The sequence below is a fragment of the Streptococcus mitis genome, assembly GCF_047459985.1.
In the GTDB taxonomy this organism is placed as follows: Bacteria; Bacillota; Bacilli; order Lactobacillales; family Streptococcaceae; genus Streptococcus; species Streptococcus mitis_DZ.
The window spans coordinates 70,119-88,163 of sequence record NZ_JASHHD010000002.1; the positions used below are offsets into that span (position 1 = coordinate 70,119).

Genomic DNA, 18,045 nt, shown 5'->3' on the forward strand with positions numbered 1-18,045 from the left:
CTCCTATTCTGGAATTTGTTGGGTAATACAGTGGATATTTCCACCACCTAAAAGAATATCTCTTGCAGGGATTCCTACGACTTCACGGTCTGGGAAACACTTACTCAGGATATCCAAGGCCACTTGGTCGTTTTCATCCTGAAATTGTGGCACCAAGACAGACTTATTAGCAATATAGAAATTCACATAGGATGCTGCTAAACGCTCACCAGCATAGCGTTCCTCTTCGCCTTCTTCATAAGTATAGCCTGGCGAATCTTCTTCCGTCACTACTTGATGGATAGCTGGAATCGGAAGTTTATGAATGGTAAAGGAACGCCCCTTTGCATCTGTTTCCGTCTCTAAAAGAGCTAGATCAGCAGCAGACATGCCAAACTGAGGATCGTCTTGGTCGTCTGTCCAAGCTAAAACAAGCTCTGCAGGACCAACAAAGGCTGCTACATTGTCGACGTGCTCATTGGTCTCATCTTGATAAATACCGTAAGGTAACCAAATAACTTTTTCAGCTCCAAGGCTCTCTAGTAAGGTATTTTCAATCTCTTCTTTAGTCATATGTGGATTGCGACCCGGACTGAGCAAGCAGCTTTCAGTCACAAGAATAGTTCCTTGACCGTCACTGTGAATAGCTCCACCTTCTAGTACAAAAGGTTTGGCATCGTAAACAGGCATTTCCAACGCCTCAGCAAAGCGACTGGCCACTTGGTCATCTGCTTCATAGTCTTGGTAGAGACCATCAACAGCCCCACCCCAGGCATTGAAAGACCAATCAACTGCCAACTTTTCTCTTTTATCACTAACGAGAATGGTCGGACCTGTATCACGCGCCCAGGCATCATTTGTTGCGATATCTAGATAAACGACCTTGTCTCCAAGATAAGATTGTGCTTCAGATAAGTGAGCTTGGTCTACCAAGAGATAGACTTGTTCACCTTTAGCAATGGTATGAATAATTTGGCTAAAAGCTGCTTTAGCAGCCTTTCCTTGATAAGGCCATGAACCTGGTCGAGTCGGCCATATCATGAGAGTTCCATGGTGGGGTTCATACTCCGCCGGCATACGATAGCCTAATTTTTTTGGACTGTCCATCATGATAATCTCCCTTTAAAATCTTGATAGCCAAAGGCTTTGACTAAGCTGCAGTCACCCTGCTCGTCCATGAGATAGAGACTTGGCAATCCAATACCATTAAAGGTATTATTTTTGACAAAGGAATAAATTGCCATATCTTCGAAATAAAGTCTATCTCCAATTTTAACAGGATTTTCAAAACTATAGTCTCCAATGATATCACCTGTTAGACAGGTATTGGAAGAGAGTCTATAAGTATACGCTTTTTCTTGCGCTTCAAAACCATCTCTCAATGGGGGACGATAAGGCATTTCAAGAACATCTGGCATATGGCAACTTGCTGAAGCATCTAACACTAAGGTCTCAATCCCATTTTCAACGATATCTAAGATTTCAGTAGCTAGATAACCCGCATTAAGTGCAATGGCTTCTCCTGGTTCGATATAGACGTCAAGGTTATAGGTTTCTCGAATTCGCCTGATTTCAGAAATCAGCAAATCCACATCGTAATCTTCTCTTGTAACGTGATGTCCACCACCCATATTGAGCCATTTAAGGTGATGCAAATAGGATCCAAACCGCTCTTCGACTGCTTTCAAAGTTGTCTCTAAATCATCTACCCCTTGCTCACAGAGGGTATGAAAATGTAGTCCGTCAACCAAATCCAACAAATCACTTGGTATCTTGTCTGAAGTCACTCCAAAACGTGAGCCAGGAGCGCAAGGGTCGTAGAGAGCGTGGTCACCCTGCGTTGAACATTGAGGATTGATGCGAAGGCCTACACTAATACCAGCCCCACGACAAAGTTGACCGTATTTACGTAGTTGTCTCTCTGAGTTGAAAACAATATGATCCGATATTTGCAGTAGCTCTTCCATATCTGATTCCTTGAAAGCAGGCGCAAATACATGAACTTCTCCCGGGAACTCTTCTCTAGCTAGCTTAGCTTCAAAAAGTCCACTAGCTGTCGTACCTGATAGATAGTGACTAATCAAAGGATAGGTTTTGTAGAGGGAATAAGCCTTTTGAGCTAGCAAAACCTTACAACCGGCCTCTTCTTGTACATATTGTAGGATACGGCAATTGGCTTCTAACTTGGCTAAGTCAATGATATAAGAAGGCGTTGGTACTTGTTCTAACTTCATTAGTCCACCATTTGTGGATTTTCAACCACAACCCATGGCAAACCGTATTTATTCAAAGCTTCCATAAATGGATCTGGATCCAATTCTTCAAGGTTATAAACTCCTGGTTGTTTCCAAGTGCCATCCAACACTAATTTTGTCCCAATCATAGCTGGAACACCTGTTGTGTAAGAAATGGCTTGTGAACCAACCTCTGCGTAGCATTCCTGATGATCACAAATATTGTAGATGTAGATTGTCTTTTCAACACCATCTTTGACACCTTTAAAGATACATCCAATATTTGTTTTACCAACAGTGCGTGGTCCAAGGCTGGCTGGATCTGGAAGCAAGGCTTTCAAGAATTGGATAGGAACAATTTCTTGTCCGTTAAAGTTAATAGCATCCGTACGAAGGAGTCCAACGTTTTCCAAGCATTTCATATGTGTAAGATAAGATTGACCAAAAGTCATAAAGAAACGAATCCGTTTAACTCCTGGAATGTTTTTGGCCAGTGATTCAATTTCTTCATGGTGAAGAAGATACATGTCTTTTTGTCCAACTTGAGGGAAATCATACTCACGTTTGATAGACATGGCTTCGACTTCAACCCATTTTCCATCTTCCCAATAAGAACCTGGTGCAGAAACCTCACGTAGGTTGATTTCTGGGTTGAAGTTTGTCGCAAATGGATAACCGTGGTCACCACCATTACAGTCTAAAATGTCGATGTAATGGATTTCATCAAAGTAGTGTTTAAGAGCATATGCTGAAAAGACACTAGTGACACCTGGGTCAAAACCAGATCCAAGTAGAGCTGTCAAGCCTGCTTCCTTAAATTTTTCTTGATAAGCCCATTGCCATGAGTAGTCAAAGTAGGCTGTAAAACCAAGTTCCTTGCAACGTTTCTCATAGATGGCACGCCATTCAGGGTCTTCTGTGTCCTCAGCCTCATAGTTGGCAGTATCGATATAGTGGACTCCTGTTGCCAAACAAGCATCCATAATGGTCAAATCTTGGTATGGTAGAGCTACGTTCAAAACAGCTTCTGGTTTGTAGCTTTCAATCAAGGCAATCACTTCTTCCACCTTGTCAGCATCAAGAGCAGCTGTTTCAATCTTGGTATTAGTTTTGCCTTCTAGTTTAGCCTTCAAGTCATCACATTTTGATTTGGTACGGCTAGCAATCATAATCTCTTTAAATGTTTCGCTATCTTGACAAATCTTTGAAATAGCAACTTGGGCAACGCCCCCACATCCAATAACTAATAAACGACTCATTTTTTTCCTTCCTCTTCTTCTAAAATGTCTTCTACATACTTAGGTAACATAAAGGCACCCACATGTAAGTTTGCAGTGTAATATTCCGTAAATAACTGACGTTTTTTCCAACCTTCCTTGTCAAAATCTTTGACAGGGTGATATTTTTTAGATGCAAATCCAAACAACCAATAGCCAGCAGGACTGGTTGGAATATGTGCCTGATAGACACGGCTGATTGGAAAGGCTTGATTGACCTTGCGGTGCATGCTTCGGCAAGCTGACTCATCTTCGTCAAAGAAGGGACTACCATGCTGATAGATCATAATACCATCCTCTTTGAGAGCTCTATAACTATTGCCGTAAAACTCCTTGGTAAAGAGCCCTTCTGTATGACCAAATGGATCTGTCGCATCGTTGATGATAATGTCGTAATCATCTTCACAATTTCTCAAAAAGCGAAGTCCATTTTGGTAGTAAATGGTGACACGAGGATCATCAAGACCTGCAGCAAAATCTGGGAAGTATTCTCGACAAACCTCAACCAGCATCTCATCTGGTTCCACGATATCGATTTGTTCCAATTCTGGATAGAGTGTTAAAACTTGGGCAACACCACCGTCACCACCCCCAATAACCAAAACTTTCTTTGGATTTGGATGCACGGCCATAGGAACGTGAACAGTCATTTCATTGTAAACAAAGTCATCTGCATCTGAGAACAAGACATGCCCATTTAAAATCAAAATCTTTCCAAAAGCTGGAGTATCTAATACTTCAATATCCTGCCACTCACTTTTTCCAGCATAGAGTTGTTTAGCAGTTCTAAGCGACAATTTCACATCTGGAGTATGAACTTCAGAAAACCATAAATCCATCTAGTTCTCCTTTCTTTCAATAACATTGATGTGATTGACCTCTGGATCTTCCGTTCCTTGGAGGGAACAACCACGTTCCTTTGCAAATTGGATATAATCGACAATTTCTCGTGTAATCCGTTCACCTGGCGCTAGGATTGGAATCCCAGGAGGATAACACATGACAAATTCCCCACAAACTTGTCCAACGGACTCGGTCAAAGTTAAACTTCTTCTCTCTGAATAGAAAGCTTCCTGAGGAGATAGCACCAACTCTGGCTGGATATATTCTCCAGCAATTAAGTCCTTCCCGTCTCGCGAGTAAAGTCTCTTGATATCAGCTAAAGCTCCTACCAAGCGTTCAATGTCTTGGATACGGTCACCAATCGAAATGTAGGCCAAAATATTCCCGATATCACCAAACTCGATCTGAATGTCATATTCATCCCGTAAGAGATCATAAACCTCAATCCCTGTTAGACCGATTCCCTGAGAGTAGACGGATAATTTAGTCACGTCAAAGTCACAAACGGACACTCCGTCTACTAACTCTTTTGAGTAGGCATAGTACCCTCCGATAGCATTGATTTCACGGCGGGCATACTCGGATAGCTCAATAACTTTCTCAAAAGACTCTTTACCACGAAGGGCCAGGTTGCGACGTGAAATATCCAAACTAGCCATCAACAAGTAAGAGGCGGATGTTGACTGGGTCAGGTTGATTATCTGACGTACGTACTCAGGATTCATCTGATCCCCAACTAAAAGAAGGGAACTTTGAGTCAAGCTGCCACCAGACTTATGCATGGATACGGCTGACATATCTGCTCCAGCGTCCATAGCAGATAGAGGAAGTTTATCTGTAAAGTGCAGATGAGCACCGTGTGCTTCGTCTACTAAGACTTTCATTCCTGCAGCGTGAGCCATCTCTGTTAGTCCTTTAAGATCTGAACAGATGCCGTAGTAAGTAGGATTGTTGATTAGGATAGCCTTGGCATCTGGATGTTCCTGAATAGCTTGTGCTACACGCTCATTTTCAAGCCCCAAAGCAATACCGATTTTGGGATCCACACTCATCTCGATATAGATGGGAATAGCTCCGCATAAAACGAGTGCATTAATAGCTGATTTATGGACATTTCTAGGAAGAATGATTTTATCTCCCGCTTTACAGGTAGAGAGAATCATGGTTTGAACAGATGAGGTTGTGCCCCCAATCATTAAAAAGGCATGAGCAGCACCAAAAGCCTCAGCCGCTAGTTCCTCTGCTTCTCTGATAATCGAAATGGGATGCCCCAGATTATCCAAGGGCTTCATAGAATTGACATCAATCCCTACACATTTTTCCCCTAAAAGTTCAACCAACTCTGGGTTTCCACGGCCACGCTTGTGACCAGGTACGTCAAACGGTACAATTCTTTTCTTTCGTAACTTGACCAACCCCTCATAGATGGGAGCTTGGTTTTGATTTAACATTATAAAGACATACTCCTTATCATATTTTTTAAACCTTAACCATGCAAGGCTCTAAAGGATACTTATGAAAAAAGAGCAGGTTGGCACCTGCTCTACAATCTACTGACGTGTTTATGTTTGTTTCTTTTGAGTATGTCTGTTCCTGATGTTTCCTAACTCTCTAGTAGCAAATATTACGTACTTTATTGATCGTTTCACAAGATGACGTGTGCTTTCACCACACTAACAAATCTATACGAATTAGGACAAGTGTCCTAACATCAACTTATAAAAGTAGGCTTTTAACCCTATCAATAATGTGGCTTTTCAACCACGCTTCGGCATTCAACCCTGCCTGTCCGTAGGCATTTTTTACTCGGGTTTATATTTGCTAGAAAACATCATCTCATTTTCTAAGCTTCATTACTATATCATGTTTTCGTATTCTTGTAAAGTATTTTTAGAAACTTTTTTTAATAAATTCATTTTATTCGTTCGTGAAATTTATTTAACTTAAAAATGGAAATCGTTTTAAATTTAAATCAAAAAACAAAAAAAGAAAAAATAACGTTTGTCTTCGTTCTGAAAGAAACTAAATAGATTAGTTTCTTTAATGAATTATAAGCATAATCAACTATTCAAAATCCTATCTAGTCATCTCGTGCTACTTGAACAGCTAGCTCAAAATCAGTCATCAAGTAATTTTCATCCAGACGGATGAGACTATAATACTCATTCCAAAATAGAGAGTCACTGTTGCTGGGCCACTTTAATCCATACCACAATTGAGTGACATCACTTGTATGTGATGGGGGGATTGACCATAGATGCTTTTTAAAAATTTCTTGAACAAGAGGAAGGTCCAGTCGCCTAGTCATGTCAAGTTCATCTAATTTCAAAGTGATAGAATGTTTTTTCGCTGCCTCAATACTTTCCTTGTTAAATCGAACCTGAATAACCTTAGAATCTTCTAAAGCCACATTCTGGTCCTCAGCACCGTAAAAGGAAATACTCCCCAGTACTATGCCATCTTTTGCTAGGAGATAGGGAGCGTAAGGAACAGCATTGCTATCCAGTCTGAAGCCTTTTTCGATGGTAACTGTTTTATCGCCTGGATACTTTTGGAAACTTCCCTCTGTCAGAAGGTTGTCGTAGTCACTAGCACCATCGCTCTGTCTTACATAAATGTCAAAACCAGCATCCATCAGCTCACTGGCTTTAGTTTCTGCTAAAATGATTTTACTTTCATTAATTTGCAAAATCGGTGCCTGAGGTGGCAAACCAATCGTGAGATTAAACATGACCCCTACTAGAAAGACCATAAAGGTTATAAGGAGGGCAAGTAAAGACTTTCCAGTCCTTTTTCTTGCATTGAAAAGAGCCATTAGAGCAGGTAGGAGGATCATTTTGGCTAAAATAGAATTCCCAACACCACCTCTATTTAAGGTCTGAAAAGCAAAGATCCCTGCAATAGCAATCAGGGACAGATAGACCAAAATCTCGCCCAAACCCAGTTTTTCTGTTCGAGTTTGTTGATTTACAGGAGTTTCGTACAATGACTGCCCATTCTCTTTCCTCTTTTTTAGAAAGAGATAAAAGCCCAGACCGAGTAGCAGATTAAAGATTGCAAAAACTACTAAGGTACCTATAATCACCGTTCTAGCCATAGCTCTCTACTCCTTTATGCTCTCTCTCAAATCTAAACTTTCTCTTTAATACCCAATTTCCAACCAATCAAACAATTCGTAATAAGGGGTCGCCTTCTATCAGTACAATCGGTAAAGCTTAAATGGCAATAATTTTCATCTTTTTATCTTTAAGAAACTGCTGATATTTCTAGCTCTATTTCCCTAGAAAGTGCTATAATGTAGCTAACAAAATAGATCTCTAGCAATTGAAAAACAGGGGAAGTAGTCATGTTCACTAGTATTGTTTTGGGGTTTTATGCTCTTTTCTTTCTATCCCTATCCTTTACTATCTATCTCTATATCAGACTCGTAGTTGCAGTTAAAAAAGGCAAAGACATTCCCAAATGGATTTATAAACTCGGTCATGCTGTTCAAGGAAGAATTCACGTTGACTATGAAGAAATCACAGATACCAATGCCATTAAAGAGATTCATTGGTTCCTTCTAATCTATCTAATCGTAAATCTACTCGTATTAGCTGGCTTCTACTATCATAGCCATAGCTTTCCGCAAGCAATTTATGAATGTTTAAAAAAACAATTTTTCATTGTACTTGTTAGTATGGTTTTAAAAAGTATTGGCAAATTGATCGTATTAACTATAAGAAAAAACTTTCAAAACAGTCATGCCTATGCATCAACCAACGCTTTTATCGGAACAGCTTTTTTAACGAGTTATGTGTTTATGTTTTGCATGATGATGAGTGGTCTTCCAGCTCAACCTGTTCCAGTAAGCCTTCAAGATACCACTGTCATTATCGGAGAAACCAAGGCTTCAGAGCTTTTGGATCAAGGATTTAGTCTCGAAGATAAAAGTTCAGAGAGCCCCATCACCAATCCCAAAAACGACCACTTCTATTACGGTCAGCTTCTTGAAGTCAAGCGAGATAATCAGTCCTATGGCTTTATGAGCCTTACTCCTACAGGAAAAGATACTGATCAACTCAAAAACTGTATCATTACCTACTATAGAACTCCCAAGGACGACCATCAACTGCAGGAAATTTCTATCAATCATGTCAATCTAACAAATCTCAAGCTCCAAGATTTTCAAACACGAAAGTTAATCGATATCTTTCAACTAAATCCTGCTGATTATGAAGAAAGTAAAAATCCCAACAACTTCACCTTGACCATTCAAACAGCAGATTACGATCTCTGGAAAAGATACAGGATTGAAGCCAAGTTTAATACAGATGGTTCCCTAGATAGTTATGGTGTCAGAGCCCAACATAGCATGTGGGAATGATGGAGTGTTAGCTATAGTCATTAGTAAGCATATAATCAAATAGACGAGCGTTTAGGCGTTCCTACTTGATTTTATGCTTATTCATTTTCTCTTGGAAAATAGTTGTAAGAATTTGGCGTAATTCTTGAGCTTCTTTTTCTGGAAGCTGGCCTTCTTGTTCAGCAACAGCGTACAATTCCGGATACTCAAGAGAGATTCTCTTAATAGTACGTGTAATAGCATGTTTTCTAACAAAAAACGGGATACGCTTAATATATTCATGAGGGATTAGAGCGATAATCTTATCAGCTGTTTCCTTATCACTAAGTTTAGAAAAAGTTAATCCCTTTTTAATCATTTCTTGTTCTTGTTTCGTAAAATCTTGTAGTTCCATATGTCTACTCCTCATCTTCTGTCACATGCAAAACTTCAGCTTGGTAGGGGTCTCCATTTTCATCGTATCGATTGATATAACCAATAAATCGTTCATTCTTTCTTGGCGTCTGCTGATTTTCTTTGATAACCCAAACAGCCCATACTCCGACTAAGACAATTATTATGAATGCCAGTACTACTTCCATTTCAATGCCACCCTTTAGAATTGAACCCACTTATCATTATCCATAATAAATGGCTTCGCTAAACCTTCACCTGTATAGTTTTCGTATTTTGTATCGAGATATTTGTAACAATCTTCCTTGGTCGCAAACTTGATGGCTTGATAAGGTTCCTCAAAGGTCAGCTTTTCGACAAAGAGATAGCCGTCCTCGCTCGGTACAAGTATGCCGACATGGCCGATAAAGAGAGATTGACCATCCAAGTCATCATGGACTACTACAGAGAGCATTCTTGCATTTTCATTAAACTTGAATTGAGAAAGGAATTGTTCCATTTTTGCAGCATGAACTTTGACATCTGTCGTTGCTTCGGTCTTGACTCTTGAAAATAAAATATCAAAAGCTTCCTTGTCTTCAGCACTAAAGACTTTTCCCTTGTCAATGGCATCATTATCGACAAACAAGAGGGAATCATCTTTCTCTAACTTTGGGATTTCGATAGAGTTTTTTAATAAACAATAACTGTTAATACGACAGTTGGTGCCGACAAAATCACCTTTTTTAGGTGCCCAAAGATTGTTTATCTTTTCAACATCATAGTCTGTTTTGGTAAATGTAGAAAAATCTCCAGTTAAGCCCACTGAACCGACAGTCCCGTTATAATCATTTACAAGGTTGAAAAATGCATCGACACTATCTTTATCCAAATGTGCAGCCAAGGTTTTTCGAACTTCTTCTTCACTTTCCTTGCTATTGAGATTGCTATAGGTTCCTTTGTAGCTTTCTTTATCTGAGCTAACCAACTTAGTAGTTGAACTATTCTGTTTTTCCGTAGATTGGTTTTGGTTTGTACCACAGGCAGCTAAAGTAAAAATAGCTAGACCACAGCAGCTCATTAATCTGATTTTTTTAGATACTTTCATAAAATGTTTCCTTTTTAACTAAGACCTTTCAGGTCGATTAGCTTCTCTTATATTATAGTTCAAATTTATTTTAAGTCCAAGCATTTTGCTAAGTAAAGTAGATTTTAAATCATTAAAAAGGAAGCTGGCACACAGCACGCTCCCTAATAAGTGAAATATCTATGAAATATTTAATTTTAGTCACCTTTTAGCTGCACCTGTGTATGAGCTATAAGATCACCTAGATGACGCTTATCTTTCCTGAAAACCATCATTGCTAGTAAGGCAACTGCGAGGAGAGTAGCTAAAAACGAGAGGATAATAGATATGAAATCAAACTCACTATAGAAACCATGTATCGTGCCCATGTGACCTATTTGCCAAGGTAAAAATTTAATGGTGTTTCTAAGCAAGCTAGCTTGCACAGTTTTTTTCTTGTAAACCAATTGAAGTCCTGCTTTGGCCTTCCCAAAACTCCCATTTTTTGTATAATCTAAGAATGTAAAAACTAGAGTGATTGGAAAAACAGAGGTGAAAAATACAAGACACTGCGACTGAATTTCTGTAAACTCTGGGATACCATTAAAAAGAATAATATAAAAAAGCATAGAACCTAAAAACAGAAGTGCTAAATAAGCTAGAATGAAAAGATAATCAAATAGTAATTCAATCATTCTTTTTTTAAACGAAATTGAATTAATTGCTAAAATCTTCATCATCATCGCCTCCTTTATTATCTACTATTCTTTTCAAAAGTTTATCATTCTTTCGGTTGAGAATAGACCTCGATATGCTGACCTAGCACTTTGATTTCTACTGGTAGGTCATCAGATTTATCGCCATCAACATCCGTTTCTAAGGCGGCATCTGAAGAAATTTTTATGTGACGAGCTTTTATGTACTCGATGTGATCATTTTCTACAACATCACCTTTTAATAAATCAGGGATAACTGACAATTTAGTAAGGATTGAGGCATCTTTTAAAATCAAAATATTAGCATAACCATCCTTATCTTCTTCAAAGATTTTTTTGTCAGCGAAATAATTGGTAAGGAGAACCAAGATATGACTGGCTGGGCCAATGTAATTTCCATTTTCTGTCTCAACTTTAATGTCAAATACTTGATCTGTAACAACAGACTTCATGGTGTTAATCGCATAGGCTAGCATGCCAAATTTTGTTTTATCTTCTATTCCAACGTTATGGATGGCTTCTGGTAGTGAACCAATACTAAAGATATAACCAAAATAATTACCATTTGATTTTCCGATATCAATCTTGTTTGTAGAACTGAAATCAAGCTCGTCAATGGCGCCATCAATATCTTGATTAATCTCTAATAGTTTCGTGATGAGATTTCCAGTTCCTCCTGGGATAATCGCAAGTTTAGGAATGTAGTCTTTTTCCGCGATACCAGAGATTACTTCATTGACAGTCCCATCTCCACCAAAAACAAGAACTGCATCATAGTGCTCCTGAGAAGCTTCTGCTGCAAAGTTTGTGGCGTCTTGCGCTTTCTCCGTAATTTTAATTTCCACATCTTCAAAATAGTCTCTAGCTTTATTCTCCAGTTTTACCTTATAATCCAAAGCTTTTTCACCACCAGAGGTTGGATTGATGATTACCATAATTTTTTTCATTTATAATTCTCCTTAAGGATTTTAAAAACAATAAAGATCAATTAAAAAACCTTTTTGCTTCTCATTCACTTATTTGATGTCGTATTAGATAGATTTATATTGAGCTAAAACTATACATATAGAACTATCTAAACTCATTGTACTTGATTCTAGTTTATTTAGCAAGTTTACAAGATGAGCATTAAAAAACCAACCGATATTTCCTTTCGATTGGTTTGTTAATTTGTGAAGAATTCATAAGTTTAACTATACAAAAACTCTTCCATCGCTTCTTTCACATATCCTTCTACATCTTCAATCTCTACAAACAGCGGGTCTAAGTGACATAGGAAGTGCAAATCTTCGGTGTCGCGTTTTCTGTAGACAATCGCTTCACCGTCTTCACTTCCGAAAAAGCTTCTATCGACTTCATATCCACTGCCTTCTAAAAAGTCTTTTGCCTTGCGGAAGTTTGCTTCTCTGGCTTCGATATAGGCTTTCACTTCATCGTTATTCACGACATAGGCATCGATTTTTGTAGCTCCTTCGATCACTTTATCGTTTTTAACGGATAGATTCGAAATCTCTTTCCAAATAATATCCACATTTTCCTCAGGATTAAACGAAAATCTAGATAAAGGGACAATGTTTCCATTGAAGACAATTTCCATATAATCCGGTAAGTGTTTGGGGTCCACATACTCCACTTCAAAGCCATCTTCTGTTTCTAAAGTATATCCCGGAATTTGATCAACAAAGGCTCTCCCCTCTTCTAAAGTCTCAAATACAACTAAATCCTTTTGATAATCACCTTGATACAATTCCAATAGATACATCTTTCATTCTCCCAATATTTGAAAAATCAACCGATATTTTAAGCAACTTACAAACAAACTATCTATCCTTAATATATGCATTATCATATAACGAAGATAATTAAGTTTGGTTTATCCAGGATCTACATCTACAGAAGTTATTTTGTAACCATCATTATTATATAAAAATTCTAATTGTAGGGTTAAATCTACTAATTCAGAATCGGACGTCATCTGATATTCAACAGCAAAGCCAGTTTGATCATTAAATTCATAAACTTGTAATTGAGAGTACTCATAGTTCGGATGGAAATTACATTCTACACCATATTCATCAATTTTATCAAAATCATTTAATTGTAATGAATCCTCAATATATTCAAGTAACTCTTTTACATCATTAACTTCTGAACCATCAACACAATCCATAATCTCATTATAGTTATTTAGATGAATTGCTCTTAAAATTTTTTTAAGTACCTCAATTACTTTTTCTTCATTTTGGTACTTGTCTTTGTACTCAAAATCATCGAATATTCCCATGATAATAATTCCTTTTTTTAGTAGTTAATTTTACAGCTTATGAATAGTAAAAATGGTTCTCTAACAAGTTTACACACTCAGTGGTTCGGACTTACCGTATCATCTCGTCAGATTCCCTCCTTACTCTACGATATGATTTTGAAATGATACTGTGGAACAGAAAGTTGATCACTTTATCCAAAAGAAACAACATCCATTCTATAATTTAAAATCCTTTTCCTTACTAATTCTATTACTAGCCAATATAGTATAAATTAAATAACCAACAAAAATGATAATAAAAATAACATTAATTTTTAACACAAAATAAAGGTTTAACAAATTTGCGAACGCGTGAAATAAAATACAGTACCCTACAGATTTCGTTTGTCGATAAAGAAGCCCTAAAGCAAAACTTAAAAATAATGTATATATAAAAAATAAAATAAAAGGAAATCCTTGATGACTTTCTCCATCTATAAACCATAAAGGCAGATGCCATATTCCCCAAATTGATACTACAATCAAATTAGATTGCCAATATGTATATTTTTTATCAAGTAACGGCTGTAATATTCCTCTCCATCCTAATTCTTCATGTCCACCACCAAAAAAAATTAATTGAATAAAGAATAGTGGCATTAGATAAATGGATACTCCATTAAATTCTAAGGAAGATACAGAAAATAGTATCAAAATTGCTAACAAATGAATAATGAAATAAATACTACTATTTTCTTTCTTACTAAATAAAAAATGTTTAAATTTTATATTATTCCTTTTCAAATAAAAGCCACTTGCAATAGCTGGTCCAAGTGCACCTACTATATGTAATATTCTTCCTATGATTGTTTCTAATCCCAAAATATGAGATTGAGAAAAGATGGCAAGAATCCCCCAAGATATATAAGTAATTCCAAATGTACAATAAAGATAATTTTTTAAATTCTTTTTGTCAATTTCTGTCATTTTATTGCCCTTATTTTTATTATTTTATATGTAATATTTGTTACTGCTTCTTAGTTGCTCTCGATTATAACTACCTATATTCTATCATAAAAAACAAAAAAAGCCTTACAATCAAGGCTTTTCATTATTCATTTCGTCAATACTTTAGTTTCTTAGATTCAGATTCGCATGATTAAAACTAGTCAATTTTCTCTATGATATTTCCAAATTTATCCAATACAAGCCATGAATGATCATTTAGTGGAATTATGGGAACATTAACGAGTTCTTCAGCTCTATCCTTATTAGCTTTATCATTCCAGGAATCATAATGAACACTAATTAAAAACTGACTAAAGAGTCCTAATCCATTTTTTATCTTTATCTGATGGTCTGAATTATCATTAGGTGAAATATAAACTTTTTCTCCTAATAATAAGGCTCCTGCAGAAAATCCTATAACTATCGCCCCTTTTTTCAGCATAAGTTTGATATAATTTTTGAACTCATGATTGACATAAGTAGCTATATATTTTTCCGTATTTCCACCACCGATGATAATTAGATCAGCATCTAGATAGCTATCAAAATCAATCTGCTCAGTGTCCAAGAGTAAGTAATCAGTGTTTAGGTTAGAAAAAAGGCTTTGGAAAACTTCCGTGTACTTTTTCATATAGGGTTGCCAATTTTCTCGATAAACTGTAAAAATGACAATTCTTTCGATCTTCCTTGATGACACAATTTTATTAACAATCGTATGGTTCTTTATCGGCGGATTTCCACCCATCAAAAAAATTTGTTCGTCCAATCTTTCACACTTCCTAAAGATACATAAATTTTGACCACGTTCTGAAATTATAAATTCTTCTTAAAATGAATAATTCTATTTGCCTCCTGAAATCCAATACTGAGATGAAATCTTATAGAATCCGTATTCGTTAAAGTACAGTCACTTGCAAATTCCTTACATCCTTTATTTTTCGCCCATTCCTCACATTTTGTACAGAGATTTTTAGCAATATCCTTTAAACGATATTCCTCGTCGACAATAATCCCTTCCAAGAATCCAACAGGACTATATTTACAACCTTCAACATAATCAAATCTGAGTGAACATAGTGCTAGACCTACAATTGTGTCGCCTTCAACTTCAGTAAAGATTGCAGTATTTTTGCCATTCGTATATCTTTTTACTTCATCAATAGCTTCTTTATCGGTCAATTGGGGCCATAATTGTTTCATTAGTTTAGCCGTTTTTATAGAATCTTTTGTTATTCCATCCATATTGATGTTCCTCCGCAAATTACAAGCAAATGTTTCGAATCATGCTTTTACTTTGTTACTCATTGATTGATACTAATACCATCCCCTTCTACTTTTCGACTGTCTCAGATCTGAAGAGTAGAGTCACACACTCAGCGGTTCGCTGTTGCCGTATCGTTTCGTCGTAAACTCCTTACTCTACGACAGCTATCGCATGGGCGGAACATCTCCTTCTACTTCGCTGATGCCTCAGCTTGTACTAGCAGTGATACCACCTCAACATGATGCGTTTGTGGGACTCAAAAGGTTTGGGAAACCTTTTGAGGATTAATTGCATTTCACTAACAAACTTACACACTCAACATGATGCGTTTGCGGAAAGAGGTCCACCGGCTGGACTTTCTTAAACTCATATCCCAACTCTTGGTAGAGTTTGATATCACGCGCCATAGTAGCGACATTACATGAAATATAGGCAATGCGTTCAGCTCCTGTTTGGCTACTTGCCTTGATAAAGCTTTCTGTGAGTCCTTTTCTTGGTGGATCCACTAGGATAAGGCTTGGTTGAATTCCATCTTTGAGCCAATTCTGCATAGCATTTTCAGCTGTATCACAGACATAATGGGCATTTGAAATATTGTTCAATTGAGCATTCTGCTTGCTATTCTCAACCGCTTCTGGAATCACTTCAACACCATAAACTTCCTTGACATGTTTGGCAACAGAAAGGCCAATCGTCCCAATACCAGAATAGGCATCAATAACCACATCATCTTCTTTTAATTCAGCAAAGTCAATGGCTGTTTGATAGAGCTTTTCAGCCATTTGAGTATTAACTTGGTAAAAAGCTGGACCAGAGATTTGGTAGTCATTTCCCAACATCTGGTCAGTGATAAAGTCCTGTCCATAAAGGGTGCGCCATTCCTTGCCAAAAATTGCATTAGTATTTTGGTCGTTGATATTTTGCATAACAGACACAATCTCTGGGAACTGCTTGATTAGTTGTTCAATCAATTGGTCCACTCGGAAAATCTTCGGACGAGTTGTCACAAAAATAACCATGATTTGTCCTGAATAGTGTCCGCGACGCACCACAAGGTTTCGAATCAAGCCAGCTTGTTCCTTTTCATCATAAGGTTTCAAATCATAACGACGGAGCAAGTCGCGTAGGGCCACTACTACCTCGTCAATCACAGAATCTTGGATAAAGAAATCTTCCAAAGGCATGAGGTCGTGGGAATTCTTACGGAAAAATCCAGTTTCTAAGACACCATTCACTCTACGAACAGGCACCTGCGCCTTATTTCGATACTTGACTGGATTTTCCATACCCAAAGTTTCAGCAACCTCTACATCAGCAATTCCTGCAATCTTGTAGAGGCTGTCCTTGACTTGCTTGGTTTTAAACTTGAGCTGTTCTGGATAGGAAAGGTGTCCTAAATCAGCGATTCCTGAACGCAGGTAAGCCAAATCTAGATCTTGATTTCGGTGTGGTGACTGGACAAGGTATTCTTCAACCTTCCCAAAGCCAATCTTTTTATTGACCTTGAGGACACGCATAAGGATTTTTTCACTCGGTAAAGCATTCTCTACAAAAAATACCAACCCATCCACCTTGGCAACTCCTGCACCTTCATGGGTCAAATCAACAATTTCAACTTCTACAATATCATTTTTCTTTAACATTCTCTTCTCTTTCTATTGGCCGACAAAAAAGACGGCAACGTTACGGTTACCATCTATTATACCATGAAATTTCTTAAGAACCAAAACTCTTGAAGAAGTTGACAATGGCTTGCCAGAGGGAGCTTAAGAAGTTTCCTCCGTCCTCTAGCGCCTTATCAGCATCAAAGTTAAGGTTGATATTTTTAAAACTGTCGCCAGCTTGTGATACGATACTTTGTTTAAGGTCATTTAGGGTCTTAGTGAAGTCTGCATTGCTGAGGATATCACTCTTTGAAAGATTCAAAGCAAAATTGATGATGATATTGATCTGGTTTCCTGTTATGACCTGATCAAGTTTGTAATTTTTCAAGGTATCTTCAACGATTTTGCGGACATCTTCTTCTGTCAGATTTCCCTTGCTTTCTTTAGCTTTGGCGACTCCTGACTTGATATCAGCTAGGGCAACGTTTAATTTATTAGCATCATAGCCTGACTTGTCCTTGTTTTCAGCATTGATATCTGACAAAGCCTTCAACTCTTCTTGAGCCAAATCTTTGTTGGCTTGTGGCACCTTGGCTCCATTAGCTTCTAGCGAATAGTAAATCCCCGCTAAAGCACTCTCACCTGTAACTGGAATGGGCGCTGCTACAGTGATTTTAGCATGTTCCACACCCAAGGTTACTGCTGCGTTTCGGTACATATCCTGAGTTACCTTAGTAATGTTTTCTGGTGTTTCAATTTTGACCTCAAGTGGCGACTTGTCACCTAGTTTTTGAATCTTGGCTGATGAATACAACTGTAAACTAGAGTCATTTGCCACATTCATGATTTTAGAATAGACATCAGGTGTCATGGTCTTGAGTTCTTTGGTGTCTGATGAGGCATTGTAGCCAAGTTTTTTAAGGGTTTGATTTTTTTGGTCTTCAGTTAGGGATGAACCTAGGACATATTCAGGTTGAACATAGGTTTCGTCAATGACTTTTTGAACATCTGTTGCTGCGTGGACACTCGTCATAGCTGTTGCTGCCCACAAGACCGCAGCACTGGTCAGAAAGAGTTTCTTTCTCATAGGGA

19 protein-coding genes are annotated in these 18,045 nt (G+C 37.7%); 1 reads left to right on the forward strand and 18 read right to left on the reverse strand.

Annotated elements, in window-relative coordinates; genetic code table 11:
* Positions 1 to 3 precede the first annotated feature (3 nt).
* The 6 genes from aguA to QM959_RS01915 form a co-directional block, all read right to left on the reverse strand.
* Positions 4 to 1,089: an agmatine deiminase gene (aguA, locus tag QM959_RS01890; RefSeq protein ID WP_414371050.1), complete on the reverse strand. Its 1,086-nt coding sequence runs from the start codon at positions 1,087 to 1,089 to the stop codon at positions 4 to 6.
* Positions 1,086 to 2,213, reverse strand: coding sequence for a carboxynorspermidine decarboxylase (gene nspC / locus QM959_RS01895; protein ID WP_414371052.1), 1,128 nt, complete (start codon positions 2,211 to 2,213; stop codon positions 1,086 to 1,088). Before nspC ends, aguA begins: the two co-directional genes overlap by 4 nt.
* Positions 2,213 to 3,472 carry a saccharopine dehydrogenase family protein gene (locus tag QM959_RS01900; protein ID WP_414371053.1) on the reverse strand — a complete coding sequence of 420 codons (1,260 nt, stop codon included), beginning with the start codon at positions 3,470 to 3,472 and terminating at the stop codon, positions 2,213 to 2,215. The genes nspC and QM959_RS01900 overlap by 1 nt, the downstream gene beginning before the upstream one ends.
* Positions 3,469 to 4,329 (reverse strand): polyamine aminopropyltransferase, encoded by an 861-nt coding sequence (gene speE, locus QM959_RS01905; RefSeq protein ID WP_000366713.1) that lies wholly within the window; start codon positions 4,327 to 4,329, stop codon positions 3,469 to 3,471. Before speE ends, QM959_RS01900 begins: the two co-directional genes overlap by 4 nt.
* Positions 4,330 to 5,784: an aminotransferase class I/II-fold pyridoxal phosphate-dependent enzyme gene (locus tag QM959_RS01910; protein WP_414371055.1), complete on the reverse strand. Its 1,455-nt coding sequence runs from the start codon at positions 5,782 to 5,784 to the stop codon at positions 4,330 to 4,332.
* A 629-nt stretch (positions 5,785 to 6,413) separates the two neighbouring features.
* On the reverse strand, positions 6,414 to 7,430 hold the full coding sequence (locus tag QM959_RS01915; protein WP_414371057.1) for a hypothetical protein: 1,017 nt from the start codon (positions 7,428 to 7,430) through the stop codon (positions 6,414 to 6,416).
* A 249-nt stretch (positions 7,431 to 7,679) separates the two neighbouring features.
* On the opposite strand from QM959_RS01915, the gene QM959_RS01920 reads away from it, so the two are divergent.
* On the forward strand, positions 7,680 to 8,699 hold the full coding sequence (locus QM959_RS01920) for a hypothetical protein (RefSeq protein WP_414371059.1): 1,020 nt from the start codon (positions 7,680 to 7,682) through the stop codon (positions 8,697 to 8,699).
* Positions 8,700 to 8,760: 61 nt separating this feature from the next.
* Here QM959_RS01920 and QM959_RS01925 read toward each other — a convergent pair whose 3' ends face one another.
* From QM959_RS01925 to QM959_RS01980, 12 genes are all read right to left on the reverse strand, one after another.
* Entirely contained in the window at positions 8,761 to 9,072 is a 312-nt protein-coding gene (locus tag QM959_RS01925) for a hypothetical protein (protein WP_414371060.1), read from the reverse strand.
* A 4-nt stretch (positions 9,073 to 9,076) separates the two neighbouring features.
* Positions 9,077 to 9,259 (reverse strand): hypothetical protein, encoded by a 183-nt coding sequence (locus QM959_RS01930; protein WP_414371062.1) that lies wholly within the window; start codon positions 9,257 to 9,259, stop codon positions 9,077 to 9,079.
* Positions 9,260 to 9,273: 14 nt separating this feature from the next.
* Positions 9,274 to 10,158 carry a DUF4300 family protein gene (locus QM959_RS01935; RefSeq protein WP_414371064.1) on the reverse strand — a complete coding sequence of 295 codons (885 nt, stop codon included), beginning with the start codon at positions 10,156 to 10,158 and terminating at the stop codon, positions 9,274 to 9,276.
* 176 nt (positions 10,159 to 10,334) lie between these two features.
* Positions 10,335 to 10,856, reverse strand: a complete 522-nt coding sequence (locus QM959_RS01940; protein ID WP_414371066.1) for an RDD family protein — start codon at positions 10,854 to 10,856, stop codon at positions 10,335 to 10,337.
* A 41-nt stretch (positions 10,857 to 10,897) separates the two neighbouring features.
* Positions 10,898 to 11,779: a diacylglycerol/lipid kinase family protein gene (locus tag QM959_RS01945; protein ID WP_414371068.1), complete on the reverse strand. Its 882-nt coding sequence runs from the start codon at positions 11,777 to 11,779 to the stop codon at positions 10,898 to 10,900.
* A 242-nt stretch (positions 11,780 to 12,021) separates the two neighbouring features.
* Positions 12,022 to 12,594: a hypothetical protein gene (locus QM959_RS01950; protein WP_414371069.1), complete on the reverse strand. Its 573-nt coding sequence runs from the start codon at positions 12,592 to 12,594 to the stop codon at positions 12,022 to 12,024.
* Positions 12,595 to 12,705: 111 nt separating this feature from the next.
* Positions 12,706 to 13,116, reverse strand: coding sequence for a DUF7668 domain-containing protein (locus tag QM959_RS01955; RefSeq protein ID WP_414371071.1), 411 nt, complete (start codon positions 13,114 to 13,116; stop codon positions 12,706 to 12,708).
* 198 nt (positions 13,117 to 13,314) lie between these two features.
* Complete coding sequence (locus QM959_RS01960; RefSeq protein ID WP_414371073.1) at positions 13,315 to 14,064, reverse strand: lysostaphin resistance A-like protein; 750 nt, start codon at positions 14,062 to 14,064, stop codon at positions 13,315 to 13,317.
* Positions 14,065 to 14,242: 178 nt separating this feature from the next.
* Positions 14,243 to 14,851 carry a Type 1 glutamine amidotransferase-like domain-containing protein gene (locus QM959_RS01965; protein WP_414371075.1) on the reverse strand — a complete coding sequence of 203 codons (609 nt, stop codon included), beginning with the start codon at positions 14,849 to 14,851 and terminating at the stop codon, positions 14,243 to 14,245.
* Positions 14,852 to 14,898: 47 nt separating this feature from the next.
* Positions 14,899 to 15,327: an aminoglycoside 6'-N-acetyltransferase gene (gene aac(6'), locus QM959_RS01970; protein WP_006151520.1), complete on the reverse strand. Its 429-nt coding sequence runs from the start codon at positions 15,325 to 15,327 to the stop codon at positions 14,899 to 14,901.
* Between the two features lie 306 nt (positions 15,328 to 15,633).
* Positions 15,634 to 16,992, reverse strand: a complete 1,359-nt coding sequence (gene rlmD / locus QM959_RS01975; RefSeq protein WP_414371077.1) for a 23S rRNA (uracil(1939)-C(5))-methyltransferase RlmD — start codon at positions 16,990 to 16,992, stop codon at positions 15,634 to 15,636.
* A gap of 73 nt (positions 16,993 to 17,065) precedes the next feature.
* Positions 17,066 to 18,040 (reverse strand): DUF1002 domain-containing protein, encoded by a 975-nt coding sequence (locus QM959_RS01980; RefSeq protein WP_414371079.1) that lies wholly within the window; start codon positions 18,038 to 18,040, stop codon positions 17,066 to 17,068.
* Positions 18,041 to 18,045: the final 5 nt, after the last annotated feature.